Raw genomic sequence first — 21,501 nt, 5'->3', positions numbered from 1 at the left:
CCTCCGCCTGGCCGCACGCCCCGGACCACGGTGCGTGAGGGGATCGATACGAGAATGACCCGCTCAGGTCTGTGACACACCGAGGACGGGGTGAGTTTCCCCGGCCGGTGCGTCACGTTCCACACGTTCCACGGAGGGCTCGACGCCGACGAGGCGGGCGGTCACTGGCCGCAGCAGGGAACCACGCGCACGGTTCGCGGAGGAGCTACGGCGACTGCGCACCGAGCACGGCGACAGTCTGCGGCAGCTCGGCGAACGGCTGGGCTGGGACTGGTCGCTGTTCGGGAAGATGGAGGGGGCGAGACGCTCGGCGGACCGGAGGTCGTGGAGGCGCTGGACCAGTACTACGGGACGCCGGGTCTGCTGCTGGCCATGTGGGAGCTGGCGATCAGCGACCAGTCGCAGTTCAAGGAGCGGTACCAGCGGTACATGGCGCTGGAGGCGGAGGCGACGAGCCTGTGGCACTTCGCGGTGAGCGTGCTGCCGGGGCTGTTGCAGACACCGGGGTATGCGCGGGAATTGCTGGCGTCCGGCGGGCTCAGCGGGGTACGGCTGACGCAGCAGGTAGAGGCGCGGACGGGGCGGCGGAGCCTGCTGGAGGGAGAAGACGCGCCGCCGTTCCGGACGATCCTGTCGGAGGCCGCTCTTCGGACGGCATTGCGGAGTGCGGAGGAGTGGCGGGAGCAGCTGGAGTATCTGTCCGAGATGTCGGAACGGCCGAACCTGACCCTTCAAGTGCTACCGCAAAGCGCCGGGTTACACGGGTTGTCGAGTGCTGACGTCTGGTTTCTTCGACTACCGGACAGTCGTACTGTGGCGTATACGGAACACGGGTACGGAGGGGAACTCCACGAGGAAAGCGTTGCGGTGGAGCGCATGCAACGTGCGTACGATGCGACGCGTGACCTGGCGTTTTCCCCAGCCGAGTCGCAAAAATTCGTCCTGCACATGTGGGAGGAATCGTCGTGCATCCATTGACCTGAGCGCCGCAACCTGGCGCAAGAGCAGCTACAGCAACCAGGATGGTGGCGCGTGCATCGAGATCGCTGATGACTTCGCAGCTGTTGTCGTGGGCGTCTGAGTCGCCCAGGAGAGGGCCCGGCCGGCGCAGGGGGCGCTCCCCGTCGGCCGGACCCCCTGCCCCGTGCAGCGGGCGGGGCCGGATCAGCCCCGGCCCACCGTCGCCCCGAGGGCGATGCGGTGGTCACCCGCGTACACGTTCATGGATTGCCCCCGCAGGAAACCGACGAGGGTCAGTCCGCTCTCGGCCGCGAGGTCCACGGCCAGCGACGACGGCGCCGAGACCGCCGCGAGCATCGGGATCCCGGCCATCACCGCCTTCTGCGCCAGTTCGAAGGAGGCGCGCCCCGACACCAGCAGGATCGACTGCGAGAGCGGCAGCCGGTCGTCCGTCAGGGCGCGACCCACCAGCTTGTCGACCGCGTTGTGGCGGCCGACGTCCTCCCGTATGTCGAGCAGCTCGCCCTCCGGCGAGAACAGCGCGGCGGCGTGCAGGCCCCCGGTCCGGTCGAACACCCGCTGTGCCTCGCGCAGCCGGTCGGGGAGGGCGGAGAGCAGTGCGGGCGTCACCCGGACCGGGGGAGTGTCGGCGACGGGATGGCGGGTCGTCGTGCGGACGGCGTCGAGGCTCGCCTTGCCGCACAGGCCGCAGGACGACGTGGTGTAGACGTTGCGTTCCAGCGTGATGTCGGGGACCACGACGCCTGGGGCGAGCTTCACGTCCACCACGTTGTACGTGTTCACCCCGTCGGCCGTCGCCCCTGCGCAGTACACGATCGACTGCACCTCGGAACCCTCACCGATCACGCCCTCGCTCACCAGGAAGCCCGCCGCGAGCGCGAAGTCGTCGCCCGGGGTCCGCATCGTGATGGCCAGCGGCTTGCCGTTCAGCCGGATTTCCAGGGGCTCCTCGGCGACGAGGGTGTCGGGGCGGGTCGTGACCGCCCCGTCCCGGATGCGGAGTGTGCGACGACGCTCGGTGACCCGTCCCATAGCCGTCAATCCCGATTCTGTACGTGTTGGTAGCCGAAACGGCCCTTGATACAGAGGTTGCCATGGGTCACCGGGTTGTCGTGCGGCGAGGTGACCTTGACGATCTCGTTGTCCTGCACGTGGAGGGTCACGTTGCACCCCACACCGCAGTAGGCACAGATGGTCGTGGTCTGCGTCTGCGCGAGCTCGTCCCACGTCCCCGCGGCCCGCATCTCGAATTCCGTGCTGAACGAGAGCGCGCCCGTGGGGCACACCTCGATGCAGTTCCCGCAGAAGACACAGGCCGAGTCGGGAAGCGCGGCGTCGTGCTCGGTGGAGATACGGGCGTCGAAACCGCGCCCCGAGACGGCGATGGCGAACGTGTTCTGCCACTGTTCGCCACAGGCGTCCACGCACTTGTAGCAGAGGATGCATTTGTCGTAGTCGCGGACGTACAGATCGTTGTCGATCTTCGGCTGTTCGTTCATCCGGGCGGCGTCCGCACCGAAGCGGTCCGGCTTCGCCTCGTACTCCTTGATCCACTCCTCGGCCCGTGGGGTCGTCGACAGGTCCGTCGACGAGGCCAGCAGCTCCAGGACCACCTTCCGGCTGTGCCGGGCCCGCTCGGTGTCCGTGCGGACCGTCATGCCCGGCTCCGCGCGGCGCGAGCAGGCCGGGGCCAGTGTGCGGGCGCCCTCCACCTCGACCACGCACACCCGGCAGGCGTTCTTCGGGGTGAGCGTGTCTCCCTGGCACAGGGTCGGGATGTCCTTGCCCGCCGTCCGGCAGGCGTCCAGGATCGTCGAGCCCTCCGGGACCCGGGTCTCCTCACCGTCCAGCGTGAACGTGACGAGTCGGCGCGGCGGCTGAAGCGGCACAGCGGTCACTTGTAGACCCCCAGACGGTCGATGGCGGACTCGACGGCATTCCACGCGGTCTGTCCCAGACCGCAGATCGAGGCGTCCCGCATGGTCTGCCCCACCTCTCTCATCAACGCGATGTCCTCGGCGGCCGCCGCGCCCGTACGGTCCGCGATCCGGTGCAGGGCCTCCTCCTGGCGGACGGTGCCCACCCGGCAGGGCACGCACTGGCCGCAGGACTCGTCGCGGAAGAACTCCGCGATGCGCAGCAGTACGCGGGGGAGTTCCACCGAGTCGTCGAGGACCAGGACCACTCCCGAACCAAGCGTCGCGCCGGCGGCCCGGGTGCCCTCGAAGGTGAGAGGGATGTCCAGCTCGTCGGGGCGTACGAAGCCGCCTGCGGCCCCGCCGAGGAGCACGGCCCGCAGCCGGTCGGGCGGGCCCGAGAGGTCGAGCAGCTCCCGGAGGTTCGCGCCGAAGGGGAGCTCGTAGATGCCGGGGCGGGCCACCTGGCCGGAGACGCAGAACAGTTTGGTGCCGGTGGAGGTCTCCGTGCCGGTCGCGGCGTAGGCGGCGGCGCCGTGCTCCAGGATCGGCAGCACGTTCACCAGCGTCTCGACGTTGTTGACGGCGGTGGGCTTGCCGAAGAGGCCCTTCTCCACCGGGAAGGGCGGTTTGGAGCGCGGCTCGCCGCGCTGCCCCTCGATCGAGTTGAAGATGGCGGTCTCCTCGCCGCAGATGTAGGCACCCGCGCCGCGCCGGATCTCGACGTCGAAGGCGTACCCCTGGCCCAGGACGTCGGGGCCGAGCAGCCCCCGCGTGCGGGCGCTCGCCAGCGCGTGGGCGAGCCGTTCGTACGCCCGGGGGTACTCGCCGCGCAGGTAGATGTAGCCCTGGTGGGCGCCGGTCGCGTAGCCGACGATCGTCATCGCCTCGACCAGGGCGTACGGATCACCCTCCATCAGCACCCGGTCCTTGAAGGTGCCGGGCTCGCTCTCGTCGGCGTTGCACACCAGGTAGTGCGGACCGTCGGCTTGCTGGGCGGTGGCCTGCCACTTGCGTCCGGTGGGGAAGGCGGCGCCGCCCCGGCCGACCAGCCCGGCGTCCAGCACCTCGCGGATCACCCCGGCCGGGCCGAGCGTGAAGGCGCGGCGCAGTGCGGTGTAGCCGCCGGTGGAGCGGTAGTCGTCGAGCGAGGCGGGATCCACGGTGCCGATCCGCTTCAGGAGCACGAGGGCGGGGTCGCCGGCCTGGGGGACGGCCGCGGCGGCCGGGGGCTCCTCCGGGGCTTCCAGGGGTGCGCGGACCGCGCTGACCAGTGCCGTGGCGGTGGCGGGGGCGAGCGCGGCGGTGCAGCGGGTGGCGCCTGCGACGGGCTCTTCCCCCGCCCGCCTCTTCCCGTTTCCGGGGGCTCCGCCCCCGGACCCCCGCTCCTCAAACGCCGGAGGGGCTGGAGGGACCGGAGAAGCTGAAAGGGCCGGAGGGGCCGGAGGGGCTGGATCGGCTGGGGGAGTCGGAGGGGCTGGATCGGCCCCCGCCTGGAGCAGGAGCGCGGCCGGGGCCCGTTCGCACAGGCCCAGGCAGGGGCTCTCCTGCCAGACCGCGCCCTCTGCCGGGGTACCCGGCGCGCCCAGGCGCTCGGTGAGGTCCGCGCACACGGCCGCCGAGCCTCGGGCCGCACAGGCCAGGTCCGTACAGACGTGCAGCACCTTCGCCGGGCGGGGCCGCACCGAGAACATGGCGTAGAAGGTCGCGACGCCGTAGGCCTCGGCGGGGGGCACCGTCAGCCGCCGGCAGATGTAGTCCAGCGCGCCCTCGCTGATCCAGCCCACCCGGTCGTTCACCGTGTGCAGCGCGGGCAGCAGCTGGTCGCGGCGGTCCTTGGCCGCCGCGGCACCGCCCCTCGCCCAGCGCAGGTCCTCGTCCGAGCGCTCGGCGGCCCCCTCCCAGCCGGACGGCGGCGGCCCCAGCAGGGTGTCCACCGCTTCCCGTTCGGCGTCGGAGGGGACGGCGTCGGTGTACCTCAGGTCCATGCGGGCACCAGCTTCTCTATCCGTACGGCGGAGGCCTTGAATTCGGCGGTGCCGGCGATCGGGCAGTTCGCCTCGATGGTCAGCTGGTTGGTGTCGACCTCGTCCGGGAAGTGCATCGTCATGAAGGCCAGACCCGGCCGCAGCCCGGGGTCGATCCAGACGGGCGCGGTGACGCTGCCCCGCCGGGACGCGACCCGCACCTCCTCGCCCACAGCGACGCCGTAGGACTCCGCGTCCTCCGGGCAGAGCTCGATGTACTCGCCCCGGCGCAGCGGCGACGCGTAACCGCTGCTCTGGACGCCGGTGTTGTACGAGTCGAGGCGCCGCCCTGTCGTGAGCCTCAGCGGGTACGACTCGTCGGTGAGGTCGACGGGCGGGTCGTGCTGCACCAGGCCGAAGGGGGCCGCCGGGCCGCGCCGCCCGGGATCGGTCTCCCAGAGCCTGGCGTGCAGGAAGCCGGCCGGCAGCTTCTCCGTGTCGGGGCAGGGCCACTGCAGCCCCTGGTGCTCCGCGAGCCGTTCGTACGTCATCCCGAAGTGGTCGGGCGACAGGGACCGCAGCTCGTTCCAGACGGCCTCGGCGTCCTCGAACTTCCAGTCGTGGCCCAGATGTCCGGCCATGGCGCAGATGATGTCGATGTCCTCGCGGGCCTCGCCCGGCGGCACGAGCGCTGCCCGGACGCGTTGGACGCGCCGCTCGCTGCTGGTCGTCGTGCCGTCGGTCTCCGCCCAGGATGCGGTGGCGGGCAGGACGACGTCGGCCAGCTGGGCGGTCTTCGTCAGGAAGATGTCCTGCACCACCAGATGGTCCAGGGCCTCCAGCCGGCGCACGGCCTGGTCGCTGTCCGCCTCCGACTGCGCGGGGTTCTCCCCGATGCAGTACACCGCGCGCAGTTCGCCGGTCTCCATGGCCTCGAACATCTCGGTCAGGGTCTTGCCGTAGTGCGGCTGGATGACAGTGTCCCAGGACCGCTCGAACTTCTGCCGGACGGGCGGGTCGAGGATGTCCTGGAAGCCGGGCAGCTTGTTGGGGATGGCGCCCATGTCGCCGCCGCCCTGCACGTTGTTCTGCCCGCGCAGGGGCTGGACCCCGGAGCCGTACCGGCCGACGTGGCCGGTGAGCAGGGAGAGGTTGATCAGCGCGCGGACGTTGTCGGTGCCGTTGTGGTGTTCGGTGATGCCCAGGGTCCAGCAGAGCTGGGCGCGTTCAGCCGTGGCGTAGGCGTGGGCGAGGTCCCGGATGGCTTCGGCCGGGACGCCGGTCACCTTCTCCGCGGCGGTCAGGGTCCAGGGTTCGACGAGCGCCGCGTACTCCTCGTACCCGCTGGTCGCGCGGTCGACGAAGGCCCGGTTGACGAGTCCCGCGTGGATGATCTCGCGGCCGATGGCGTGGGCGAGCGGGATGTCGGTGCCGACATCGAGGCCGAGCCAGCTCTCCGCCCATTCGGCGGTCGAGGTGCGGCGCGGGTCGACGGCGTGCATCCGAGCCCCGTTGTGGATGCCCTTCAGCACGTGCTGGAAGAAGATCGGGTGCGCGAAACGGGCGTTGGAGCCCCACATCACGATCAGGTCGGTGTGCTCCACCTCCTCGTAGGAGGAGGTGCCGCCGCCCGAGCCGAAGGCGGCCGAGAGTCCCGCGACGCTCGGTGCGTGGCAGGTGCGGTTGCAGGAGTCGACGTTGTTGGTGCCCATCACGACGCGGGTGAACTTCTGGGCCACGTAGTTCATCTCGTTGGTGGCCCGGGCGCAGGACAGCATCGCGAAGGCATCGGTGCCGTACGCCTCGCGGGTCCGCCGGAATCCGGCAGCGGCCCGCGTCAGTGCCTCGTCCCAGCTCGCCCGGCGCAGCACGCCGTCGTTCCCGCGGACGAGGGGGTGGGTGAGGCGTTCGTACGTCTTCGGCTGCCGGCCCCTGCGGTTCCTGCCGCTGTTGCGTTCGGTGTTCATCGTGCGCTCCCTGCCGGTGCCGAGGACGTGGTGGCGAGGAGATCGGCGAGCGCGTGCACGGCACGCAGCGTCGGTACGGGCGTTCCGGCCAGCTCGGCCAGCTCGATGACGGCCGCGAGCAGCACGTCGAGTTCGAGGGGTTTGCCCTTCTCCAGGTCCTGGAGAGTGGATGTCTTGTGATCGCCGACGCGCTCCGCGCCCGCGATGCGTTGCTCCACGGAGATCTCGGGGCGGCAGCCGACCGCTGCCGCCACTGCGAGGGTCTCCCGCATCATCGACTCCACGAGCGCGCGGGTGTCCGGATGGCGGCAGATCTGGCCCATGGTGGCGCGGGCCAGCGCGCTGATCGGGTTGAAGGAGATGTTGCCGAGCAGTTTGATCCAGATGTCGTTGCGCAGATCGGACTCCACGGGGCACTTGAGTCCGCCCGCGACCATGGCCGCGCTGAAGTCAAGGCAGCGTCGGGACACCGACCGGTCCGGCTCGCCGATGGAGAACCGGGTGCCTTCGAGATGGCGTACGACGCCCGGCGCCTCGATCTCGGTGGCGGCGTAGACCACGCAGCCGATGGCACGCTCGGGCGGCAAGGCGGCGGTCACCGAGCCCGCCGGGTCGACGCTGTCGAGCCGGCGGCCGGTGTACGGGCCGGCCAGGCCGTGGAAGTACCACCAGGGGATGCCGTTCTGGGCGGCTATCACCGCGGTGTCCTCGTGCATCAGTGGATGGACCAGCGGTCCCGACAGGGCGTAGGAGTTGGCCTTGAGGCCGAGGAACACGAAGTCGACGGGCCCGACCTCCGACGGATCGTCGGTGGCGGCGGGCCGAGCGGTGAAGTCACCGCGCGGGCTGAGCACGCGGACGCCGTCGCGGCGCATGGCCGCCAGATGCGGACCCCGGGCGATGAGATGGACCTCGGCGCCTGCGCGGTGGAGCGCGGCCCCGACATAGGCGCCGATGGCTCCGGCGCCGACAACTGCGACTTTCACGGGGCTCTCCGTTCGGTGAGAGGACCGAGCGAGGGTGTCAAGTCGACAGAATATTGTCTACAGTATTCTTTTGGAAGGGGTCAATACTCGTGACAGTGAGTGCCTTGTCCGTCCGCGATCCCGGCGTGGCCGCCAGGTGTCCGCGAGAGTTCCCGGGAAGCTGTTCGAGACGCTCCAAGCTCGGGCCCGTATTCCTGTGGGGTTACGTGCCCTTGTACCGATCGGTAGCAACCAAGACTGGATAGTTCCTGCCAAACGTAGCGAGGGGAACCCCCACATGACCGGCTCACGTGTCGTGGCGCTCGGCCACTATCAGCCTGCCAAGGTCCTCACCAACGATGATCTGGCGGCCATGGTCGACACCAGCGACGAGTGGATCACCAGTCGGGTCGGCATCAAGACCCGGCACGTGGGCGGCCCCGACGAATCCGTGGACGAACTGGCCGCGCACGCCGCGGCCAAGGCGCTCGCCTCGGCCGGGCTGCAGCCGGGGGACATCGACATGGTCCTCGTCGCCACCTCCACGGCCATCGACCGCTCGCCGAGCATGTCCGCCCGGGTCGCCGCCCGCCTGGGCATGGGCTCGCCGGCCGTCATGGACATCAACGTGGTCTGCTCCGGATTCACTCACGCGCTGGCCACCGCCGACCACGCCATCCAGGCCGGAGCCGCCACCCGGACCCTCGTGATCGGCGCCGACAAGATGGGCGACATCGTCGACTGGACGGACCGCTCCACCTGCGTCCTGATGGGTGACGGGGCGGGGGCAGCCGTCGTCGTCGCCGACCCGGACGCGGGTGGCAGGCCCGGGATCGGACCCGTCCTGTGGGGCTCGGTGCCGGAGATGGGCAATGCCGTGCGGATCGAGGGCACGCCCCCGCGGTTCGCGCAGGAGGGGCAGTCCGTCTACCGCTGGGCCACCACGCAGTTGCCGCCGATCGCCCGCAAGGTCTGCGAACGGGCCGGCGTCACACCCGAGGACCTCGCCGCGGTGGTGCTCCACCAGGCCAACCTGCGGATCATCGAACCCGTCGCGCGGAAGATCGGCGCGGTCAACGCGGTCATCGCCCGGGATGTGGTGAATTCCGGAAACACCTCGGCCGCGTCGATCCCGATGGCCCTGTCCAAACTGGTGGAGCGGGGTGAGGTCGAGAGCGGCGCGCCGGCCCTGCTCTTCGGCTTCGGCGGGAATCTTTCGTACGCGGGTCAGGTGATCCGCTGCCCCTGATGCCCCCGCCATGGCATTGTGCTCAGTAGACTGTAGACGATAAGCAATTGCCCGGCGCCCGGAGGGGGACCGCGATGTTGTCCGCAGGACTGCCGCAAGGAACGGTGCCGAAGCTGGAGAGGCCGGGGCCGTTGCGCGAGCGCGTCTACGAGACGCTCCTCGAGCTGATCACCACGCGCGCCCTCAGTCCCGGCCAGCATCTGGTCGAAAGTGAACTGGCGGGGCATCTGGGGGTGTCGCGGCAGCCGGTGCGTGAGGCGCTCCAGCGGCTGAACACCGAGGGCTGGGTCGATCTGCGCCCCGCGCAGGGGGCGTTCGTCCATGAGCCCACCGAGGAGGAGGCGGACCAGCTGCTCTCGGTCCGCACCCTGCTGGAGGCCGAGGCCGCCCGGCTGGCCGCCGCCAACTCCGGGCGGCCGGGCATCGAGGCTCTGGAGGAGCTGTGCTCCCAGGGGGAGCGGGCCGTCGCCGCCGACGACGTGGACCTCGCCGTCGCGACGAACGCCGCGTTCCACGCCAAGGTCATGGAGTTGGCCGGAAACATCGTCCTGTCCGAGCTCGCCGCCCAGGTGGACCGCCGGGTCCGCTGGTACTACACGCCGGTGGCCCGCCAGCGCGGCACCCAGTCCTGGATCGAGCACCGGGAGCTGATCGCGGCGGTCGCCTCGAGGGACGAGCAGCGGGCGACCGAGATCATGCGGGCGCACACCGAGCACACCCGTCAGACGTATCACCAGCGCGATCAGGGCTGATCATCGCCAGACCGAAGGCCGGGGCCGGTGCGCCCCGGCTTTTTCGCGGCCGCGTACGGCCGGCGGCTCCAGGCCGTCCGCGAGGCGCACCTTTGTCCTGAGTGTGGGAAAAGTTGGAGCGGATTCCTGCGCAACTTCTTCCCACTCCGGTAAACCGCTGCTACGTTCCCCTCGAAAGCCCGACGGACTGGCCGATGTGGCGGGGAGGGACGCGTGAGGCGCATGACGGCACGACCCGCGAACACGCACCAGGCGCGACTGCTCCGGCTGTTGCGCGACGGAGGGCCCAACTCCCGCGCACAGCTGGGCGATCAGGTCGACCTCTCACGCTCCAAGCTCGCTGTCGAGGTGGACCGGCTTCTGGAGACCGGGCTCGTCGTGGCCGACGGACTCGCCGCCTCCCGCGGCGGCCGACGCTCCCACAACATCCGGCTCGCTCCCGGACTGCGCTTCCTCGGTGTCGACATCGGCGCCACCTCCGTCGATGTGGCCGTCACCAACGCCGAGTTGGAGGTTCTCGGACATCTCAACCATCCGATGGACGTACGGGAAGGGCCCGTCGCCATCTTCGAACAAGTGCTGGCCATGGCGGCCAAGCTCAGGGCCTCCGGGCTCGCCGAAGGGTTCGACGGCGCCGGGATCGGCGTACCGGGACCGGTCCGCTTTCCCGAGGGTGTCCCGGTCGCACCGCCGATCATGCCCGGCTGGGACGGCTTCCCCGTCCGGGAGGCACTCAGTCAGGAACTCGGCTGCCCCGTCATGGTCGACAACGATGTGAACCTGATGGCGCTGGGGGAGCAGCACGCGGGCGTAGCCCGTTCCGTGGGCGACTTCCTCTGCGTCAAGATCGGTACGGGTATCGGCTGCGGCATCGTGGTGGGCGGCGACGTCTACCGCGGTACGACGGGCAGTGCCGGAGACATCGGCCATATCCAGGTGGAACCGGACGGGCGCGCCTGCGCCTGCGGCAACCGGGGCTGCCTGGAGGCGCACTTCAGCGGCGCGGCACTCGCCCGCGACGCCGAGGACGCGGCCCGTGGCGGCCGGTCGGCGGAGCTGGCGGCCCGGCTGGACAAGGCCGGGAAGCTCACGGCCGTCGATGTGGCCGCCGCCGCGGCGGCCGGAGATCCCACGGCGCTGGACCTGATCCGCGAGGGCGGTAACCGGGTCGGCCAGGTCATCGCCGGACTCGTCAGCTTCTTCAACCCGGGCCTCGTCGTGATCGGCGGCGGAGTGACCGGGCTCGGCCACAATCTGCTGGCCAGTATCCGCACTCAGGTCTACCGGCAGTCCCTGCCGCTGGCCACGGGCAACCTCCCCATCGTCCTCGGTGAGCTGGGGCCTGTCGCCGGAGTGACCGGCGGGGCCAGGCTCATCAGCGACCACCTGTTCTCGCCGGCCTGATGTCAGGCACGGCGCGCCGTTCGGCACGCGTACCGCAGTCACCTCCGTAAGCAGCTGTTCCCAGCTCCGCCCGCAGGACCGCACAGCACGAGCACCCAGGACCGCACCGCACGAACACAGCAGTAGCACCCAGCAGTTCCGTCAGCAGTACGGCACCGCCGGCACTGCGCCCTGCCCGCTCACCGGCCTTCCCCGAGCTCTCGGCTTCGAGCAGGGGGGACCCACCCGCCGAGGGGATTCGTCATGGCACCAGAACCACCCCTGCTCACGATGTCCGGCATCACCAAATCGTTCCCCGGTGTGCGCGCCCTCGACGGCGTGGACCTGGAGGTGCTGGCCGGCGAAGTCCACTGCCTCCTCGGCCAGAACGGCGCCGGCAAGTCCACCCTCATCAAGGTGCTGGCCGGGGCCCACCAGCCCGACGGCGGCGCCATCACCTGGCGTGGCGAACCCGTCCAGCTCTCCTCGCCGATCACCGCGATGCGCCTGGGCGTCGCCACCATCTACCAGGAACTCGACCTGGTGGAAGGCCTGTCGGTCGCGGAAAACGTCTTCCTCGGACACGAACCGACCAGCGCCGGATTCGTCGTCCGGACCCGTGAGGCCCGTACCGAGGCCGCCGCGCTCCTGAAGCGCCTCGGACATCCGGAGATCGACCCGGCCCGCAGGGTCGGCGACCTCTCCGCCGCCCACCAGCAGATCGTCTCCATGGCGCGGGCACTCTCCCACGACGTACGGCTCATCGTGATGGACGAGCCGTCGGCGGCGCTGGACCCCGACGAGGTCGACAACCTCTTCCGCATCGTCGACGGGCTCACCGCCGACGGGGTGGCCGTCGTCTACATCTCGCACCGGCTGGAGGAGATCCGCCGCATCGGTGACCGGGTGACCGTGCTCAAGGACGGCAGGGCCGTCGCCGTCGGGCTCCCCGCCAAGTCCACCCCCACGCGCGACATCGTTGCCATGATGACCGGCCGCAACGTCGAACACGTCTTCCCCGAGCGGCCCGGCCCCGGCGCCCGGCCCATCGCCGATCCGGTGCTGAAGATCGAAGGGCTGTGCCGCAAGGGCGAGTTCGAGCCCGTCGACCTGGAGCTGAGGCCCGGCGAGATCGTCGGCCTGGCCGGACTCGTCGGCTCCGGACGCTCCGAGATCCTGGAGACCGTCTACGGCGCCCGCAAACCGACCGCCGGCCGCGTCCTCGTCGACGGCACACCGCTGCGCGCCGGCAGCGTCCGGGCCGCCGTGGCCGCCGGAATCGGCCTGGCCCCCGAGGAACGCAAGGCGCAGGCCCTGCTGTTGTCGGAATCCGTCACCCGGAACGTCTCGGTCTCCTCCCTGTCGCGCTTCGCCCGCGCCGGCTGGCTCGACCGGGGCGCCGAGCGCGAGGCCGCCAGGACCGCGACCCGCGAACTGTCCCTGCGGCCCGACAACCCGGACGCCGCCGTCCGCACCCTCTCCGGCGGTAACCAGCAGAAGGCGGTCCTGGCCCGCTGGCTGCTGCGTGGCTGCCGGGTCCTGCTGCTCGACGAACCGACACGCGGCGTCGACGTCGGCGCCCGCGCCGAGCTCTACGCCGTGATCCGCCGGCTGGCCGACGAAGGCCTCGCCGTTCTGCTCGTCTCCAGCGAAGTGCCCGAAGTGCTGGGCCTCGCCGATCGGGTGCTGGTGCTCCGGGAAGGCCGTGTCGTGCACACGGCCGATGCCAGGGAGCTCGACGAGCACCGTGTCCTCGACCTCGTCATGGAAGGGAGTCCGACGTCATGACACAGCCCGCGCCGTCGGCGCAGCACCACGGGACGGAGAAGGGGACCGTGACCGGCCCCCCTGCCGCGCCGCCCTCGCCCCCCGGCGGCCTGCGCGCACTCGGCCTGCGCCTGGATGTCCGTAACCTGTCGCTGCTCGGTGTACTCGCCGTCCTGATAGCAGTCGGCGGCCTCACCGAACCCGACGCGTTCCTGGACACCGGGAACCTCCAGCTGATCCTGACGCAGTCGTCCGTCATCGGGGTCGTCACCGTCGGTATGACCCTGGTCATCATCGGCGGCGGGATCGACCTGTCGGTCGGCGCGATGGTGGCCCTCGCCTCCGTCTGGGCGACGACGCTCGCCACCCAGGACTTCGGCTTCGCGGGCATCCTCTTCACCGCCGTGATCGTCGGGCTCGGCGCCGGGCTCGTCAACGGGGTACTCATCGCCTACGGGCGGATGGTCCCCTTCATCGCGACGCTCGCCATGCTCGCCTCGGCCCGCGGGCTCGCGCTGCAGATCACCGACGGCAAGACGCAGATCGTCACCGTCCAGTCCGTCCTCGACCTGGGCCTGCCCGACGCCTACGTGCTGGGCATCCCGCCCCTGGTCCTGGTCTTCGCCGCGGTGACGGTCGTCGGCTGGCTGATCCTCAACCGGACGACGTTCGGACGCCGTACGGTCGCCATCGGCGGCAACGCGGAAGCGGCCAGGCTCGCCGGCATCGACGTACGCCGCCAGCGGCTCTACCTCTACCTGCTCTCCGGCCTGTGCTGCGGCATCGCCGCCTTCATGCTGATCATCCTGTCCGGCTCCGGACAGAACACCAACGGCAATCTGTACGAGCTCGACGCCATCGCCGCCGCGATCATCGGGGGCACCCTCCTGAGCGGCGGCCGGGGCACCATCGTCGGCTCCGTGCTCGGGGTCCTGGTCTTCACCACGATCACCAACATCTTCGCGCTGAACAACCTCCAGAGCGATGTCCAGCAGATCGCCAAGGGCGCCATCATCGTCGCCGCCGTCCTGGTCCAGCGCCGCACGCTTCGCAACGGCGAGACCTGACCTCCACGCGTCACCTATCAGCCCCCCGTAGTTCCGTAGGCACGAGACCGGATGAAGGGTTTGACAGCCATGCCAGAAACCAGCCGCAGAGGACTGCTCTTCGGCACCGCGGCCGTCTCCGCGGGAGCCTTCCTCACCGCCTGCACCAGCAACGAGCCCAAGGAGGCGGCGGCGGCGCAGAGCAACCAGCCCGCCGCCGACGACAAGCCCGGCAAGCCCGTCACCATCGGCTTCGCCGGCCCCCAGGCCGACCACGGGTGGCTCAACGCCATCAACGTGCAGGCCAAGGCGCGGGCGGAGAAGTACTCCGAGGTGACCCTGGAGACCACCGAGGGCTCCAACGACACCGCTGCCCAGATCGGCCAGGTCAAGACCCTCATCAACAAGAAGGTCGACGTCCTCGTCGTCCTCCCCGCCGACGGCAAGGCGCTCACCCAGGTCGGCCTGGAAGCCATGAAGGCCGGTATCCCGGTCGTCAACCTGGACCGCGTCTTCGCCTCACCGCAGGCCTACCGCTGCTGGGTCGGCGGCGACAACTACGGCATGGGCCTCAACGCCGGGCACTACATCGGCGAGCAGCTCAAGGACAAGCCGAACGCCAAGGTCGTCGAGCTCGCCGGCGTCGACAGCCTGGAACTCACCAAGCAGCGCAGCCAGGGCTTCGCCGACGCCCTGAAGAACTACTCCAACGTCAAGCTGGTGGCGCGTCAGGCCGCCGACTTCACCGTGGAGTCGGGCCAGGCCAAGATGGCGCAGCTCCTCCAGGCTCAGAAGCAGTTCGACGCCCTGTGGAACCACGACGACGACCAGGGCGTGGGTGCGCTGCGGGCCATCCAGCAGGCCGGCCGCGACGAGTTCATCATGGTCGGCGGGGCGGGCGCGAAGTCCGCGATGGACGCCATCAAGGCTGACAACAGCGTCCTGAAGGCCACCGTGCTCTACCCGCCCACGATGGCCGCCTCCGCGATCGACCTGGCGCGCGCCCTCGGCCAGAGCAAGGGCATCTCCGGCCTCTCGGAGATGGAGATCCCGACCTCGCTGACCCTGTACTCGGCCGTGGTGACGAAGGAGAACATCGACCAGTACCTGCCGACGGGCTTCAGCTGATCCCGCACCGCCGCAGCCACCGAACCACCGACGAGGAGGAAGCCCGCATGGCCCGTAGGGAAGATTCGGAGCAGGAGACCGAGACACCGCCGCCGCCCCCGACGCTCGGCGTCGGCATGGTCGGGTACGCCTTCATGGGTGCCGCCCACTCACAGGGGTGGCGCACCGCGGGACACGTCTTCGACCTGCCGGTGAGACCCGCTCTCGCCGCGATCTGCGGACGGGACCGTGCGGCCGTCGACGCGGCCGCCGCGCGGCACGGGTGGGCCGCCGCCGAGACCGACTGGCGGGCCCTGATCGAACGGGACGATGTCCAGCTGGTCGACATCTGCACCCCCGGCGACAGCCATGCGGAGATCGCCATCGCCGCGCTCGAAGCGGGCAAGCACGTGCTGTGCGAGAAGCCGCTGGCCAACACGGTCGCCGAGGCGGAAGCCATGGCCGAGGCCGCGGAGCGGGCGGCGGCCCGCGGCCAGGTGGCGATCGTGGGCTTCAACTACCGCAAGGTGCCCGCCCTCACCTACGCCCGCACGCTGATCGAGGAGGGCAGGCTGGGCGCCTTAAGGCACGTACGGGCGGCCTACCTCCAGGACTGGCTCGTCGACCCCCTGTCGCCGCTCACCTGGCGGCTCGACCGCGAGCGCGCCGGATCCGGCGCGCTGGGAGACCTGGGGGCGCACATCGTCGACCTCGCCCAGTACCTGGCGGGGGAGCCGCTGGTCGGGGTGTCGGCGGTGAGCGAGACCTTCGTACGGGAGAGGCCCGTGCTCACCGGCACCGCAGCCGGGCTCTCGGGTGCCGGGGACGGTACCGCGCGGGGGGCGGTCACGGTCGACGACGCGACCCTGTTCACCGGGCGGCTGGCGTCGGGAGCCCTGGCCTCCTTCGAGGCGACCAGGATGGCGGCGGGCCGCAAGAACGCCCTGCGCCTGGAGATCAACGGCGAGCTGGGCTCGATCGCCTTCGACCTGGAACGGCTCAACGAACTCTCCTTCCACGACCACACCGAACCGGCAACCAGCGCCGGCTTCCGCCGGATCCTCGTCACCGAACCGCAGCATCCCTATCTGGAGGCGTGGTGGCCGCCGGGTCACGGTCTGGGCTACGAGCACACCTTCGTCCACCAGGTCCGTGACGTGGTGTGCACGATCGCCGAAGGACGTCCCCCCGTACCGTCGTTCGCCGACGGGCTCCAGGTGCAGCGGGTGCTCGCCGCCGTCGAGGAGAGCGCCGCCAAGAACTCCGTACACACCCCGGTCCCCTTCTAGGAGGTTCCGCGCATGCCCCGTCCCTTCACTCTCTTCACCGGCCAGTGGGCCGACCTGCCACTGGAGGAGGTCTGCCGGCTCGCCCGCGACTTCGGCTACGACGGGCTCGAACTCGCCTGTTGGGGTGACCACTTCGAGGTCGACAAGGCCCTCGCGGATCCCGGCTACCTCGACGGGCGGCGGCAGCTGCTCGACAAGTACGGGCTCAAGTGCTGGGCGATCTCCAACCACCTGGTGGGCCAGGCGGTCTGCGACAACCCGATCGACGAACGCCACCAGGGCATCCTTCCCGGCCGGATCTGGGGCGACGGGGACCCGGAAGGCGTCCGCAGGCGGGCCGCCGAGGAGATCAAGAACACCGCGCGGGCGGCGGCCGCGTTCGGTGTGGACACGGTCATCGGCTTCACCGGGTCCTCTATCTGGCACCTGGTCGCCATGTTCCCGCCGGTCCCGCCACACATGATCGAACGCGGCTACGAGGACTTCGCGGAGCGGTGGAACCCGATCCTGGACGTCTTCGACGCCGAGGGTGTGCGCTTCGCCCACGAGGTGCACCCGAGCGAGATCGCGTACGACTACTGGACCACGCAGCGGGCCCTGGAAGCGGTGGACCACCGGCCCGCGTTCGGGCTGAACTTCGACCCGAGCCACTTCGTGTGGCAGGACCTCGACCCGGTCGGCTTCCTGTACGACTTCCGGGACCGGATCTACCACGTGGACTGCAAAGAGGCCCGCAAACGTCTCGACGGCCGCAACGGGCGTCTCGGCTCCCATCTGCCGTGGGGCGATCCACGGCGCGGCTGGGACTTCGTCTCGGCGGGGCACGGGGACGTGCCCTGGGAGGACGTGTTCCGGATGCTGCGGTCCATCGGGTACGAGGGGCCGGTCTCGGTGGAGTGGGAGGACGCGGGTATGGACCGGCTGACGGGGGCGCCGGAGGCGCTGGCCTCGCTGAAGCGGTTCGACTTCGATCCGCCCAGCGCGTCGTTCGACGCGGCGTTCGGAGGGGGCGACTAACCCCGGGGCGTGGGGCGTGGGGCGGGGCCTCCTCGGGGGCTCCGCCCCACGGCCCCCCGCGCCTCGATCACCGGCGGGGCCCGGCGGGCCTTGCCGCGGCACCGGGCAAGCGCCGCGGGGCGATCCCACGTGCCCGGACGCCTCTTTGTCCACCCGTGGACAAAAGTTCAACCCAGCCCCTGCGCAAGGGCTTTCCGTACGGGACGAACACGGCTACGGTCCCCTACGTGCACACGACATGACTCGCGTCACCGGAGCCCCGCAAGGCGGCCTCGGAGACGAGCGCGGCAGTCCCCGCGCAGAAACGGCAGAACGCACCGCCCGAACAACCGGCACACTCCGGAGGACGCACGTGCAGAGAAGCAGCAGAAGGCTCCGCGCCCGAAAATCAATCGCCCTCCTTACCGGCGGAATACTCGCCGCCGCAACCCTCACCCTGGGTTCCTCGCCCGCCGCCACCGCCGACGCCCCACAGGCCTCGGCCGCTCAGGACGCCGCCGAGGACTTCCAGCAGGTCACCCTCGCCAAGGGCGCGGCCGAGACCGGCGAACCCATCTCGCTGGCGGTGCTCCCCGACCGCAGCGTGCTGCACACCTCGCGCAGCGGCGAGCTGCGGATCACGGACAGCGGGGGCAACACCCGGATCTCCGGGACCATCCCCGTCTACTCGCACGACGAGGAAGGGCTCCAGGGAATCGGCGTCGACCCCGATTTCGCCGAGAACCGCGCGATCTACCTCTACTACGCGCCTCCGCTGGACACCCCCGCCGGCGACGCACCGGAGAACGGCACCGCCGAAGACTTCGCGAAGTTCGACGGCGTGAACCGCCTCTCCCGCTTCGTGCTCAACGAGGACGGCACTCTCGACAACGCCAGCGAGAAGAAGGTCCTGGACATCCCGGCCACGCGCGGCATGTGCTGCCACGTGGGCGGCGACATCGACTTCGACGCGCAGGGCAACCTCTACCTCTCGACGGGGGACGACTCCAACCCGTTCTCGTCCGACGGCTTCTCCCCGCTGGACGACCGGGCCGACCGTAACCCCGCCTTCGACGCCCGCCGCACCTCCGGCAACACCAACGACCTCCGCGGCAAGATCCTCCGCATCAAGGTCGCCGACGACGGCTCGTACACCGTCCCGGAGGGCAACCTCTTCGCCCCGGGCACGGACAAGACGCGTCCCGAGGTCTACGCGATGGGCTTCCGCAACCCCTTCCGCTTCAGCGTGGACCAGGCCACCGGCATCCTCTACGTCGGGGACTACGGCCCCGACGCCGGTGCCGCGGACCCGAACCGCGGACCGGCCGGGCAGGTCGAGTTCGCCCGGGTGACGAAGCCCGGCAACTTCGGCTGGCCCTTCTGTACCGGCAACAACGAGGCCTACCGCGACTACGACTTCGCGACGCAGACCTCCGGACCGGCCTTCGACTGCGCCGCCCCGAAGAACGAGTCGGCGCACAACACGGGCCTGGCCGACCTGCCGCCCGCCGAGGCAGCCTGGATCCCTTACGACGGCGCGTCCGTGCCCGAGTTCGGCACCGGCTCCGAGTCCCCGATGGGCGGGCCCGTCTACCACTACGACGCGGACCTCGACTCCCCGGTGAAGTTCCCCGAGGAGTACGACGGGGACTTCTTCGCCGGAGAGTTCGGCCGGCAGTGGATCAAGCGCATCGAGCAGGACGCCGACGGCGCCGTCCAGTCCATCAACGACATCCCGTGGACCGGGACACAGGTGATGGACATGGCGTTCGGGCCCGACGGCGCGCTGTACGTCCTGGACTACGGCCTCTCCTGGTTCGGCGGGGACGAGCACTCGGGGCTGTACCGCATCGAGAACGCCACCGGCGGCCGCTCACCGATCGCCGAGGCCTCCTCGAACAAAACCTCCGGTGTCGCGCCGCTGAAGGTGAAGTTCTCCTCGGCAGGTACCACCGACGGGGACGGCGACGCCCTGACGTACGCCTGGGACTTCGGCGACGGCGGAAAGTCCACGGCCGCCAACCCCACGTACACGTACAAGAAGAACGGCACCTACACCGCCACGGTGACCGCCGAGGACCCGACGGGCCGCACCGGTTCGGCGAGCGTGCACGTGACCGTGGGCAACACCGCGCCCGTCGTCGACATGCAGTTCCCGTCCGACGGCCAGCAGTTCGAGTTCGGTGACGAGGTGCCCTTCAAGGTGACCGTCACGGACCCGGAGGACGGCACCGTCGACTGCTCCAAGGTCGAGGTCAAGTTCACCCTGGGCCATGACAGCCACGGGCACGACATCACCACGGAGCACGGCTGCGAAGGCACCATCAAGACCGAGATGGAGGGCGGGCACGACCCGAACGCCAACATCTACGGCGGCATCTCGGCGTCCTACACGGACGGCGGCGGTGGCGGTCAGGCCGCACTGAGCGGCCGTGACCAGGCGAAGCTCCAGCCGCGCCACCGACAGGCCGAGCACTTCGACAACTCCTCCGGTGTCACCACACCGAGCAAGAGCAGTGCACACGGCGGCAGGACCGTCGGCGACATCGACAACGACGACTGGATCTCCTTCACCCCGTACATCCTCGCCGGTTCCACGAAGCTCACCGCCCGTACCTCCTCGGCGGGGGCGGGAGGCTTCCTCGAGGTGCGGGCCGGATCGCCCACGGGCAAGATCCTCGGCTCCGCGCCCGTCCCGGTGACCGGCAGCTGGGACACGTTCCAGGACATCGACGTGCCGCTGCGCGGCGCACCGAAGAAGGCCACGGAACTCTTCCTGGTCTTCAAGGGCGGAGCCGGAGCACTGTACGACGTGGACGACTTCGCACTCTCGAACAGCCCGGTCGACCGGACCGCGAAGCGCGTCCTCGTCTTCTCCAAGACGGGCGGCTTCCGGCACGACTCGATACCCGAGGGCACAGCCGCGCTGAAGGAACTGGGCAAGGACACCAACATCACGGTCGACTCCACCGAGGAGTCCGGCCAGTTCACGACCAGCAACCTGGCGCGCTACGACGCCGTCGTCTTCCTGTCGACCACCGGTGACGTCCTGAACGCCGATCAGAAGAAGGCGTTCGAGAACTTCGTGTCCACCGGCGGCGGCTACATGGGCGTCCACGCCGCGGCCGACACGGAGTACGACTGGGAGTTCTACGGAGGGCTCGTCGGCGCCTACTTCGACTCGCACCCGAAGATCCAGCCCGCGACCGTCCGGGTGGAGAACCACGACCACCCGGCGACCGCGCACCTGGACGAGGCCTGGGACCGCACCGACGAGTGGTACAACTACCGCAGCAACCCCCGGGACAAGGCCCAGGTCCTCGCCACGCTGGACGAGACCACCTACACCGGCGGGACCATGAAGGGCGACCACCCGATCGCCTGGTGCCAGGCGTACCAGGGCGGCCGCTCCTTCTACACCGGCCTCGGCCACACCAAGGAGTCCTACGCCGAACCCGCCCTCCGTCAGCACCTGCTGGGCGGACTGCGCTACGCCGCCGGCCAGGTGAAGGCCAACTGCAAGCCGGACACCGGCTACCGGTCGATCTTCAACGGCAAGACCCTCGAAGGGTGGAAGCAGGCCGGCCCCGGGAAGTTCGCCGTCGCCGACGGTGAGCTGCGCTCCGAAGGCGGCATGGGCCTTCTGACCTACCAGGCCAAGGAGCTGCACTCCTACTCGCTGAAGCTCGACTGGAAGATGACCGGCGACGACAACTCCGGTGTCTTCGTGGGCTTCCCCGAGTCGGACGACCCGTGGTCCGCGGTGAACAACGGCTACGAGGTCCAGATCGACGCCACCGACGCGGCGGACCGTACGACCGGCGCCGTCTACACCTTCAAATCAGCCAACATCAAAGCCCGTGACCAGGTTCTGCGGCCGCCCGGCCAGTGGAACAGTTACGAGATCAAGGTCCAGGGCGAGCGTCTGCAGGTCTTCCTCAACGGGGTGAAGATCAATGACTTCACCAACACCGACCCGGCCCGCAGCCTCAAGGACGGCTACTTCGGCCTCCAGAACCACGGAGCCGACGACCAGGTGTCCTTCCGCAACATCCAGCTGAAGGAGCTGCCCTCGACGTAGGGCGGCCACTTCACCGTCGGTGGGCGGGGAGGCAC

At 70.1% G+C, this 21,501-nt stretch carries 14 protein-coding genes and 2 pseudogenes; 11 read left to right on the top strand and 5 right to left on the bottom strand.

What is annotated here, in order from left to right; genetic code table 11:
• Window positions 1–145: 145 nt before the first annotated feature.
• Window positions 146–978: pseudogene (locus tag ACWD04_RS10490) on the top strand (helix-turn-helix domain-containing protein); the annotation flags it as partial.
• Window positions 974–1,069 (top strand): annotated as a pseudogene (locus ACWD04_RS10485) (DUF397 domain-containing protein); the annotation flags it as partial. The pseudogenes ACWD04_RS10490 and ACWD04_RS10485, both read left to right, overlap by 5 nt.
• A gap of 95 nt (window positions 1,070–1,164) precedes the next feature.
• On the opposite strand, the gene fdhD reads toward ACWD04_RS10485, so the two are convergent.
• The 5 genes from fdhD to ACWD04_RS10460 are packed head-to-tail and all read right to left on the bottom strand — an operon-like array spanning window position 1,165 to window position 7,817.
• Window positions 1,165–2,013, bottom strand: a complete 849-nt coding sequence (gene fdhD, locus ACWD04_RS10480; protein ID WP_451130199.1) for a formate dehydrogenase accessory sulfurtransferase FdhD — start codon at window positions 2,011–2,013, stop codon at window positions 1,165–1,167.
• Window positions 2,014–2,018: 5 nt separating this feature from the next.
• Entirely contained in the window at window positions 2,019–2,879 is an 861-nt protein-coding gene (locus tag ACWD04_RS10475) for a 2Fe-2S iron-sulfur cluster-binding protein (protein ID WP_451130197.1), read from the bottom strand.
• Window positions 2,876–4,885 carry an NAD(P)H-dependent oxidoreductase subunit E gene (locus ACWD04_RS10470; RefSeq protein ID WP_451130195.1) on the bottom strand — a complete coding sequence of 670 codons (2,010 nt, stop codon included), beginning with the start codon at window positions 4,883–4,885 and terminating at the stop codon, window positions 2,876–2,878. Before ACWD04_RS10470 ends, ACWD04_RS10475 begins: the two co-directional genes overlap by 4 nt.
• The gene (locus tag ACWD04_RS10465) at window positions 4,876–6,831 is read right to left on the bottom strand and encodes a molybdopterin oxidoreductase family protein (RefSeq protein ID WP_451130193.1); all 1,956 of its coding nucleotides are present in this window, start codon (window positions 6,829–6,831) and stop codon (window positions 4,876–4,878) included. Before ACWD04_RS10465 ends, ACWD04_RS10470 begins: the two co-directional genes overlap by 10 nt.
• Window positions 6,828–7,817: a 2-dehydropantoate 2-reductase gene (locus tag ACWD04_RS10460; RefSeq protein ID WP_451130191.1), complete on the bottom strand. Its 990-nt coding sequence runs from the start codon at window positions 7,815–7,817 to the stop codon at window positions 6,828–6,830. The genes ACWD04_RS10465 and ACWD04_RS10460 overlap by 4 nt, the downstream gene beginning before the upstream one ends.
• Window positions 7,818–8,094: 277 nt before the next feature.
• Here ACWD04_RS10460 and ACWD04_RS10455 point away from each other — a divergent pair, with 277 nt between their 5' ends.
• The 9 genes from ACWD04_RS10455 to ACWD04_RS10415 all read left to right on the top strand — a co-directional run bounded on the left by ACWD04_RS10455 (window position 8,095) and on the right by ACWD04_RS10415 (window position 21,466).
• The gene (locus ACWD04_RS10455) at window positions 8,095–9,045 is read left to right on the top strand and encodes a beta-ketoacyl-ACP synthase III (RefSeq protein WP_451130189.1); all 951 of its coding nucleotides are present in this window, start codon (window positions 8,095–8,097) and stop codon (window positions 9,043–9,045) included.
• A gap of 74 nt (window positions 9,046–9,119) precedes the next feature.
• Window positions 9,120–9,797 (top strand): GntR family transcriptional regulator, encoded by a 678-nt coding sequence (locus ACWD04_RS10450; RefSeq protein WP_451130187.1) that lies wholly within the window; start codon window positions 9,120–9,122, stop codon window positions 9,795–9,797.
• Between the two features lie 222 nt (window positions 9,798–10,019).
• The gene (locus ACWD04_RS10445; protein ID WP_451130185.1) at window positions 10,020–11,201 is read left to right on the top strand and encodes an ROK family protein; all 1,182 of its coding nucleotides are present in this window, start codon (window positions 10,020–10,022) and stop codon (window positions 11,199–11,201) included.
• A 243-nt stretch (window positions 11,202–11,444) separates the two neighbouring features.
• Window positions 11,445–12,968, top strand: coding sequence for a sugar ABC transporter ATP-binding protein (locus ACWD04_RS10440; protein ID WP_451130183.1), 1,524 nt, complete (start codon window positions 11,445–11,447; stop codon window positions 12,966–12,968).
• A complete protein-coding gene (locus ACWD04_RS10435; RefSeq protein ID WP_451130181.1) occupies window positions 12,965–14,014 on the top strand; it encodes an ABC transporter permease in 1,050 nt (349 codons plus the stop codon). Before ACWD04_RS10440 ends, ACWD04_RS10435 begins: the two co-directional genes overlap by 4 nt.
• A gap of 69 nt (window positions 14,015–14,083) precedes the next feature.
• Window positions 14,084–15,121: a substrate-binding domain-containing protein gene (locus ACWD04_RS10430; RefSeq protein ID WP_451130179.1), complete on the top strand. Its 1,038-nt coding sequence runs from the start codon at window positions 14,084–14,086 to the stop codon at window positions 15,119–15,121.
• A gap of 47 nt (window positions 15,122–15,168) precedes the next feature.
• Entirely contained in the window at window positions 15,169–16,389 is a 1,221-nt protein-coding gene (locus ACWD04_RS10425) for a Gfo/Idh/MocA family protein (RefSeq protein WP_451130177.1), read from the top strand.
• Window positions 16,390–16,401: 12 nt separating this feature from the next.
• Window positions 16,402–17,406: a sugar phosphate isomerase/epimerase family protein gene (locus ACWD04_RS10420; protein WP_451130175.1), complete on the top strand. Its 1,005-nt coding sequence runs from the start codon at window positions 16,402–16,404 to the stop codon at window positions 17,404–17,406.
• Between the two features lie 352 nt (window positions 17,407–17,758).
• Window positions 17,759–21,466, top strand: a complete 3,708-nt coding sequence (locus ACWD04_RS10415) for a ThuA domain-containing protein (protein WP_451130173.1) — start codon at window positions 17,759–17,761, stop codon at window positions 21,464–21,466.
• The last annotated feature ends 35 nt before the right edge of the window (window positions 21,467–21,501 follow it).

The organism is Streptomyces sp. NPDC002911 (genome assembly GCF_053591835.1).
Note: the sequence above shows the minus strand (reverse complement) of the source record. Positions and strands in the feature narration are given on the sequence as shown.